General features: G+C 71.9%; 9 protein-coding genes and 1 pseudogene. 6 read left to right on the top strand and 4 right to left on the bottom strand.

Features of this window, described 5'->3' with window-relative positions:
• The 4 genes from ACFQRI_RS27040 to hxlA all read right to left on the bottom strand — a co-directional run.
• Positions 1-205 (bottom strand): hypothetical protein (locus ACFQRI_RS27040; RefSeq protein WP_380673485.1); only part of this gene is annotated, 205 nt, incomplete at its 3' end.
• An 89-nt stretch (positions 206-294) separates the two neighbouring features.
• Positions 295-564, bottom strand: coding sequence for a hypothetical protein (locus tag ACFQRI_RS27035; RefSeq protein WP_380673483.1), 270 nt, complete (start codon positions 562-564; stop codon positions 295-297).
• Positions 565-833: 269 nt separating this feature from the next.
• Entirely contained in the window at positions 834-1,577 is a 744-nt protein-coding gene (gene rpe / locus ACFQRI_RS27030) for a ribulose-phosphate 3-epimerase (RefSeq protein WP_380673481.1), read from the bottom strand.
• Between the two features lie 148 nt (positions 1,578-1,725).
• A complete protein-coding gene (gene hxlA / locus ACFQRI_RS27025) occupies positions 1,726-2,352 on the bottom strand; it encodes a 3-hexulose-6-phosphate synthase (protein ID WP_380673479.1) in 627 nt (208 codons plus the stop codon).
• A gap of 687 nt (positions 2,353-3,039) precedes the next feature.
• Between hxlA and pqqA the strand changes: the two genes are divergently transcribed.
• From pqqA to ACFQRI_RS26995, 6 genes and pseudogenes are all read left to right on the top strand, one after another.
• On the top strand, positions 3,040-3,135 hold the full coding sequence (gene pqqA / locus ACFQRI_RS27020) for a pyrroloquinoline quinone precursor peptide PqqA (RefSeq protein WP_380673477.1): 96 nt from the start codon (positions 3,040-3,042) through the stop codon (positions 3,133-3,135).
• A gap of 831 nt (positions 3,136-3,966) precedes the next feature.
• Entirely contained in the window at positions 3,967-4,116 is a 150-nt protein-coding gene (locus tag ACFQRI_RS27015; protein ID WP_380673475.1) for a hypothetical protein, read from the top strand.
• Between the two features lie 26 nt (positions 4,117-4,142).
• Positions 4,143-4,676, top strand: a complete 534-nt coding sequence (gene hxlB, locus ACFQRI_RS27010) for a 6-phospho-3-hexuloisomerase (protein ID WP_380673473.1) — start codon at positions 4,143-4,145, stop codon at positions 4,674-4,676.
• Between the two features lie 109 nt (positions 4,677-4,785).
• Positions 4,786-5,784, top strand: coding sequence for a class II fructose-bisphosphatase (gene glpX / locus ACFQRI_RS27005; protein ID WP_380673471.1), 999 nt, complete (start codon positions 4,786-4,788; stop codon positions 5,782-5,784).
• Positions 5,785-5,893: 109 nt separating this feature from the next.
• Entirely contained in the window at positions 5,894-7,366 is a 1,473-nt protein-coding gene (locus tag ACFQRI_RS27000) for an ATP-dependent 6-phosphofructokinase (protein WP_380673469.1), read from the top strand.
• Positions 7,367-7,761: 395 nt separating this feature from the next.
• Positions 7,762-7,945, top strand: a pseudogene (locus tag ACFQRI_RS26995) (DNA-binding protein); the annotation flags it as partial.

Below are 7,945 nucleotides of genomic sequence, written 5' to 3'. Positions count from 1 at the left end.
AGAGCGCGTAGGCGGCCGGCGCCAGGCTCATCGCGGTGCCCGGGTGACCGCTGCCGCAGCGCTCCACCGCGTCGGCGGCCAGCACGCGGGCGGTGTCCACCGCACGCTGATCGAGCTCGGTCCAGTCGTCGGGCAGTCGCTTGGTGGTCAAGCGGTCGAGCTCGTCGCTCACGCGCTGGCCTGCGGTCGATTCGTTCGCGATCATGGACGCGCACTCCTGATGCTCTCGGTTGCTCGTGGTCTTTCCCGGGACGCCGTCGGACGCGGCAGCCCGCCGAGCGCCTCGAACGCGGCCTAGGCGGGCCACAGCCGGGAGCGCTCGGGATGGTCGTCGTCGATCAGGCGATGGGCCAAGGCGATCGCCTCGTCGCGGTCGACGTCGTGCGAGGGCGCCTCGCACCTCGAGACGCCCTCGAAGAAGTTGGCCAGCCCTTCGGCCAGGGCCGGGGGCAAGCTGCGGTCGCCGCCGGCGTTCCGCGCGTACCGCCGCCGCACCACGGCCGCGGCGTCCCGCAACAAGCTGCGCTGCGCTTCGCGCAGCTCGGTCTCGTCGTCGTCCTGCATGCCACGTCACCTCTCTCCTGCCGCGAGTCCTCGGTGGACTCCGCTGCTCGCACCTCGACGACACCGCCGCGCGATGCCGTCCCGACGTCGCGCGAGCGCTCACCCACCTCGGTCGGGGCGAAATTCAAGGGTTTTTCGAGCGATACCTGATCGGGGTGGAGTGGTTAGGCGTGTTGCGGTCGAGCCCCGACCGTTGAGGCCTCACCGGGTTTCGGCACCGCCGTTCGCCCCGCCGGTGCCCGGGAGCGCCGGCGGACCGATCGAGCCGATCACGACGCGGGTGCCGGAGCGGCCACGGCGCGGTGGAGCTCGGCCACCGCGGCTCGCTTCCCGTCCGGGTGGGCGAGCACGGCCGAACCGGCGACGAGGAGCTCGGCTCCCGCGCACCAGGCCCTCCGCGCGGTGCTCCGGGAAATCCCGCCGTCCACCTCGATCGTCACCGCCGTTCCGGAGCGGTCCACCAGCGAGCGCAGCTCGGCGACCTTCTCCTCCATCGAGGCGATGTAGTCCTGGCCGCCGAAACCGGGGTTGACCGTCATGATCACGACCTGGTCGAGCTGGTCGAGGAGGTGCCGGACGAAGCCGAGCGGGGTTGAGGGGTTGACCGCGACACCCGCCCGGCAACCGAGATCGCGGATCCGGGCGAGCGTGCGGTGCAGGTGCGGGCACGTCTCCGCGTGCACGATGAGGGTCCCGCACCCGGCCGCGGCGAAGTCGGCGAGCAGCGGATCCGGTTCCTGCACCATGAGGTGCGCCTCGAAGTGCAGATCGCTGTGCCCGCGGCACGCGGCCACGACGTCCGGGCCGAACGTCAGGTTGGGGACGAAGCGCCGGTCCATGACGTCCCACTGGATGCGGCCCACGCCCGCGGCGGTGAGGTCGGCGACCTCCTCGCCGAGGCGGGCGTAGTCGGCGCCGAGGACGGAGCCCACGATCGCGGGCTCCGTCAGCGCCCAGCTCGGCGCCGAATGCCGCGGATCTGCGCGCGGCGCGCTAGCCGGTTCTTCGGCCATGGAGCGCTCCTCCGGGTCGTTCGTGCGGATTCCTCGAATTCGGCGTCCGTCGGGATCGCTGCGTCCCGCCGGCCGTCGACGATTGGAAGGGGCCGCGGAGAAGTGCGCCGGCCCCTTCCACACCACCTGCGGCCCTCGGCGGACCCGGTCAGCGGATGAGGGCCTTGAGGGCCTTCGCCGCCGCGGCCGGGTCCTTCGCGCTGCGGATCGCCCCACCGGCCACGGCCACGGTCGCTCCGGCGGCCTGCACCGAGGCGATGGAATCACCCGTGATGCCACCGGCGATCGAGAACGGGACGCCGGCCTGCCGCCCGTCGTCCAGCAGGGTGTCGATCGTGTACCCGGGCTTGGCCTGCTCGTCCAGACCGGCGTGGATCTCCACGAAGGACACGCCCATCTTCGAGACCTCGCGGATCCGGGACACCCGGTTGTCCACCACGGTGATCATGTCCGCGACGACCTCCTTGCCGTGCTTCTCGCCGGCCGCGACGGCTCCGCGCACGGTGTCGTCGTCGGCGGCCCCCATCACGGTGATGAGGTCCGCGCCGGCCGAGAAGGCCAGGTCGGCCTCCAGCTCACCGGCGTCGGCGGTCTTCATGTCGGCGAAGACCAGCTTGTCCGGGTGCGCGGCCTTGATCGCGGTGATCGCGTCGAGGCCCTCGGACTTGATCAGCGGTGTGCCCAGTTCGAGGATGTCCACGTAGTCCGCGGTCAGGCGCGACAGGGTCAGCGCCTGGTCGAGTTTGGCGACGTCCAATGCAACCTGCAGCTTCACGGTATTCTCCTCATCAGTGGTGCTCGGCGGCTTCCGGGATTTCCGCACCATCGCCGGTATCGAGATCCGCGGCGCTTCGGGTGCGGGAGGACGACCTGGAACCGGACGATTCTTTCCGCATTCCCGCCGGAATGGTCGGTGGATCGCGACTTCGTTCGTCGGGTGCCGCTCGTCGATGCCTTGCGGCCGCCCGTTCTCGGACCGGCAGTTTCGCCCGGAACGAGAACGCGCAGCGGTCTTCGACACTGCACGGATCTGTACGTCTGGGTCAACCTGGGCCGAACGAACGGATGTCTGCGGAGCACAGACGGTCAGAACGCGCGTGCAGGTGGCATTTCCGATGCGGCCGCGAAAGTCGTGTTGATTTCCCCGCGAACGTCGAAGTATGCTGCGGCGGCGCCAACCGCGGATCGAATCCCGGTGGCACTCCCGGATCTCCCGAAGCGGCCGAACGCGAACTCGCCGAAGAGCGCCGATCGCCGGGCACGTCTTCGAATCCTCCGGTGGTCGCGCGTTCCGGTGCGCCTCGAACGCTCGATCACCCGTGCACGCCGGTCGACCCCGTCGTGCGGTGCGCCCCGGTGCGAGCCCCGCCTCCGCGCGGTGCTCGGGCCGGTAGGTGGAACCGGCCGCGATCAATCCCTGGGATCAGGCAAGACCTCGCCGTTCGCGAAAGGAGGTGCAGACATGGAGTCCGGAACCCCGCAGTGGGAACCGCCCCGGTTCGTCGAGATCGGGTGCGCGGCCGAGGTGACGATGTACGTCGCCCAGGCCGAGAACTGAGCGAGCGCGACCGCGGGGGCCGCGGGCGCCGGGAAGACCGGTGCTCGCGGCCCCCTGCGGCCGGGCGAGCACGTGCCCGGGAGCCCGCCAGCCGGGACCCCGGCTCAGCTCGCCGCCGAGCGATCCGCGGAGGTCGAACATGACCAGCACCGATGCCCCGCCGAGCCGTTCGGCCTGCTGGCCGAGCTCACCTACGCGTGCCCGCTGCGCTGCGCGTACTGCTCGAACCCGCTCGACCTCGGCGACTACCGCGACGAGCTGGATGCCCCACCCGTGCCGCAGCTGCGCGCGCCGCGACGAGGACTTCGGCGGCAGCGGGTACCAGGCCTTCCAGATGACCGGCGACGCCTCGCGCACCGATCCGGGCGCCACCTCTCGCCGGATCGCGAACTCGTCGAGGAGGCCCCTCCGCGCGGCGAACCGGACCGAGGTGGTGGAGGTCGGTGAGCCCGCGCCCGCGCCCGCACCCGCGCGAGCAGCGATGACCCGGCGCCCCTCGGGGACGCTGCGGATCGGCTCGGCGGCACCGGACCGGCGGCGGCTCCGGACCGGCAGCGGCCGGATCGGGGTCGCCGCCCTCCAACGCGGGAGGCCGCGGCTCCGGCCGGAACGCGATCGCGGCGCGAATTCCCGCCGATCCGCTTGAGCGCATTCCAAAACCGTTCGTACGACCGGAGTGGCTGTTCGTGCGAGCTGTGTTGACCAGACGTACAGATCCGTGCAGTCTCACAACCCGTTAAGCGTCCTGGCCGCGGTGGAAAACCGCGGGATCGAGGGAAAGATCAGCGCGGGGCGGTCGAGGAATCCGACGAGAACTCGATCTCACGCCCGGTGATCGCCTCGACGAACATCGATTTCGACGATTTCCACCTGATTCCGCGCGTCGGTGCGCGCGGCGCGGAGAAGAATCCGACCGACCAGTGGAGCGTGCTCAAATGGCAGCGACGAACACCGCCAACGAGAATCTCGGCGACAAGCTGAACCCTCCCCATTTCAACTTCGCGACGATGGCGATCAGCAGCGAGGTCGACCAGGTCCGCAAGGGGGTCCAGCCGGCGGCGTGGACCCGCGCCGGCGAGCTGCTGCTCAAGGCACCGGCCGTGTTCACCGTCGGCGCCGGGCGCAGCGGTCTCGCGCTGCAGATGGCCGCCATGCGGTTCATGCACCTCGGGCTGTCGACCCACGTCGTGGGCGAGACCACCGCACCGGCGATCGGGCCCGGAGACGTCCTGGTGGCGGCTTCGGGCTCCGGTACCACCTCGCGGGTCGTGCGGGCGGCCGAGACCGCGCGCAGCCAAGGCGCGAACGTGGTCGCCCTGACCACGGCACCGGAATCGGCGCTGGCCAAGGCCGCGACCGAGATCCTGGTGATCCCGGCCGCGGACAAGCAGGACTTCGACGGCACGACCTCCGCGCAGTACGCGGGGAGCCTGTTCGAGCAGTCCGTCCTGCTGCTCACCGACGCGCTGTTCCACGCCCTGTGGCGCTCCAGCGGGACTCAGGCGCGCGAGTTGTGGCGCCTCCACGCGAACTTGGAGTGACGTGGTCGCGGATTCGCGCCGATTCGAACCGCACATCGCGCGGGGAGCGCGGTCTTCGCAGGGCCCGCTGCCGCGGACGAGGCAACACACGAGTGCAAGGGAGCCCGAGATGCAGCGCCGAACCGAGGTCGCGACCCGAACCCGCACCGATGTCCACGTGCTGGAGGCGGTGGCCCTGTCCGCGACGCGCGACGCCGCGGTCGCCAGCCACGCCTGGGTCGGCCGGCACGACAAGAAGGCCGCCGACGCCGCCGCGACCGAGGCCATGCGCCGCGTGCTGGCCGATGCCCCCGGGCGGGGGACGGTCGTGATCGGGGAGGGCGAGAAGGACCAGGCCCCGATGCTGTTCAACGGGGAAACCGTGGGCAACGGCCTCGGGCCGGACTTCGACATCGCCGTGGACCCCCTGGAGGGCACCTCGTTCTGCGCGAAGAACCTCCCGGGGGCGATGGCCACCATCGCCTTCGCCGAGCCGGGCACCCTGTGGTCTCCGGGGCCCGGGTTCTACATGGACAAGATCGTGGTCCCGCCCGCCGCCAAGGGCGTCGTCGACCTCACCGACGCCCCCGAGCACACGCTGGAGAAGGTCGCCCGGGCGCTCGGCAAGCGGGTCGGCGAGCTCCGCGTGGTCGTCATGGACAAGCCGCGGCACCAGGGGCTGATCGCGCGGTTGCTGATCGCGGGCGCCGCCGTGCACACCCCGGCGGAGGGCGACGTCGGGGGGAGCCTGGAGGTGCTCCTGCCGACCGGTGACGCCGATCTGCTCCTCGGGATCGGGGGCACGCCCGAAGGCGTGATGACCGCCGCGGCGGTGCGCGGGCTGGGCGGGGACATGCTCGGCCGCCTCGCCCCGCAGCGCGACGAGGAAGCCGACGCCATCCGCGCGGCGGGCATGGACCTCGACCGCATCTACACCTGCGACGAGCTGGTGGGCGGCGACGCCCTGTTCGCCGCGACCGGGGTCAGCGGGGGATCGCTGCTGAGCCGGCCGCGGGAGTCCAAGGGCTCGGTGCTGGCCGAGTCCCTGCTGATCTCCAACGGCGAGGTGCGACGGGTTTCGCACACGACCTTCGGTTCGATCCCGCGGGTGGTCCCCGGCAACAGCTGATCGCACGCCCCGGCCGCGGGCGGGCGGCGCGCGACGACGTCGCGCGCCGGCCCCCGCGGCACCCGTTCCGCCGGCCATGCGGCACGGCCGTCACGTTTGAGGAGATCCGGTGACATTGCACCTGGACGACCTGCGCGTTCGCCACCTCGGTGAGTGCCGTTACGACTCGCCGTTCTCCGAGATGCTCGCCGCCAAGCGGACCTCGCCGCACTACGTCGCCGAGGGCGACCGGGTCCTGCTCGACGACACCGTGTCGATGCTCGCCGAGCACGACGTCCGGCCCGAGCAGCTGCCGAGCTTCGAGGCCGCCGGACCGCGTCGGAAGATCTACTTCGACCCGGCGCAGGTCACGGCGGGCGTCGTGACCTGCGGCGGGTTGTGCCCCGGCCTCAACGACGTCATCCGCGGCCTGGTCCAGGAGCTCACCGTGCACTACGGGGTGCGGCGAATCCTGGGTTTCCGCAACGGCTTCCGCGGCATGACCGCCGCGCGCCGCGACGACACCATCGATCTCACGCCCGACCGCGTCCGCGACATCCACAACGCCGGCGGGACCATCCTGGGCAGTTCCCGCGGTGCGCAGGACGCCGACGAGATGGTCGACAGCCTCGTCCTGCGCGGCATCGACGTCCTGTTCGTCATCGGTGGCGACGGGGGCATGAACGCCGCGACCAACCTGGCCGCGGCGATCAGGAGGCGCGGCCACGAGATCGCCGTCATCGGCGTGCCGAAGACGATCGACAACGACCTGCCCTACACCGACCAGTCCTTCGGGTTCCAGAGCGCCTTCGCGCAGGCGGCCAACTTCATCTCCTCGGTGGCCGTCGAGGCGGCCGCCAGCCCGGACGGCATCGGGATCGTGAAGCTCATGGGCAGGCACTCCGGGTTCATCGCCTGCTACGCCTCGCTGGCCCGCAACGCCGCCGACGTCGTCCTCATCCCGGAGGTGCCCTTCGTCCTGGACGGGCCGGACGGACTGCTCGCCCGCGTCGAGCAGCACGTGCGGGCCAAGGGCCACGTGGTGATCGTCGTGGCCGAGGGAGCGGGACAGGACCTGCTCCGGGAGCGCGGGCTGCTCGGCGACGCCACCGACGCCTCCGGCAACGCCAAGCTCGGCGACATCGGGGTGCTGCTCCGGGAGGCGATCACCGCGCACCTCACCGACGTCGGCCTGGCTCCGACGGTGCGCTACATCGACCCGAGCTACGCCATCCGCAGCGTCACGGCCAACGCCTACGACAGCGTGTACTGCCTGCGCCTGGCCTACGCCGCGGTGCACGCGGCCATGGCGGGCCGCACGGAGACGGCCGTGGTGCGCTGGCGGCGGCGCTTCGTGCACGTGCCCATGCCGCTGATCATCAGCCATCGCAACGAGGTCGATCCGGACGGCGATCTGTGGATGTCGGTGCTGGAGGCCACCGGGCACCTCGTTCCCCCGCCCGCGCAGCCCGCGGGCGGTCGCGGCGACCGGGAGCCGGGTCGCCGCCGCCCGCGGGGACCGGTGGCGGACCTGGTCGGGGGCACCGCGGGCCGGCGCGACGCCGAGCTTCCCGAGGCGGGCTCGGCGCGCACCGCGCGCTGATGCCCCGCCGCGATCCCCGCAGGTCCGCGCTGCGCGGGGGCTTCCAGCGGGGCCTCCTCCGGCGGGATCCTGCCGTCGGGGGAGGGTGGCACCGCTCACCGCTGGTTTCCGCGTTGCCGCCGTTCGTGCGGGGTTCGTCGGCGGTCGTCGCGGTCCGCTTGCCCGGCAATTCCGGGCGCGCGTAGTTTTCGGCGCGACGTCGGGGAGGCCGGAGACCGGGGAACGGGCGCTGGCCCTGCCGGGCTCGGGCGTCCTGGCGCGTTTCCAGCAGACCAGCGGTCCGTGTGCGAAACGTCGAGCAGCGACGCGGTCCGGCCCGGCACGCGAAGCGGCACGAGCGGTGTGCTGACCGGGCGTGCGTTCCGGGCTGGCAAAGACCAAAGGCGGTCTCACACATGGCAGAGATGAACCGGCTGAACCGGAAGTCCGGCGATCGGGCCAGGACGACGGTGTACGGGGCGTGGGAGCGCTTCGTGCGGGGCGAGGACGACATCCGCGGCGTGCGGCCGGAGATCGCGCTGTCCTGGCAGCGGTGCCGCGACCAGTACCGGGTGGATCCGCTGCTGGCGGAGGCGCCGG

Source organism: Saccharopolyspora griseoalba (assembly GCF_042665275.1).
GTDB lineage: Bacteria > Actinomycetota > Actinomycetes > Mycobacteriales > Pseudonocardiaceae > Saccharopolyspora > Saccharopolyspora griseoalba.
Note: the sequence above shows the minus strand (reverse complement) of the source record. Positions and strands in the feature narration are given on the sequence as shown.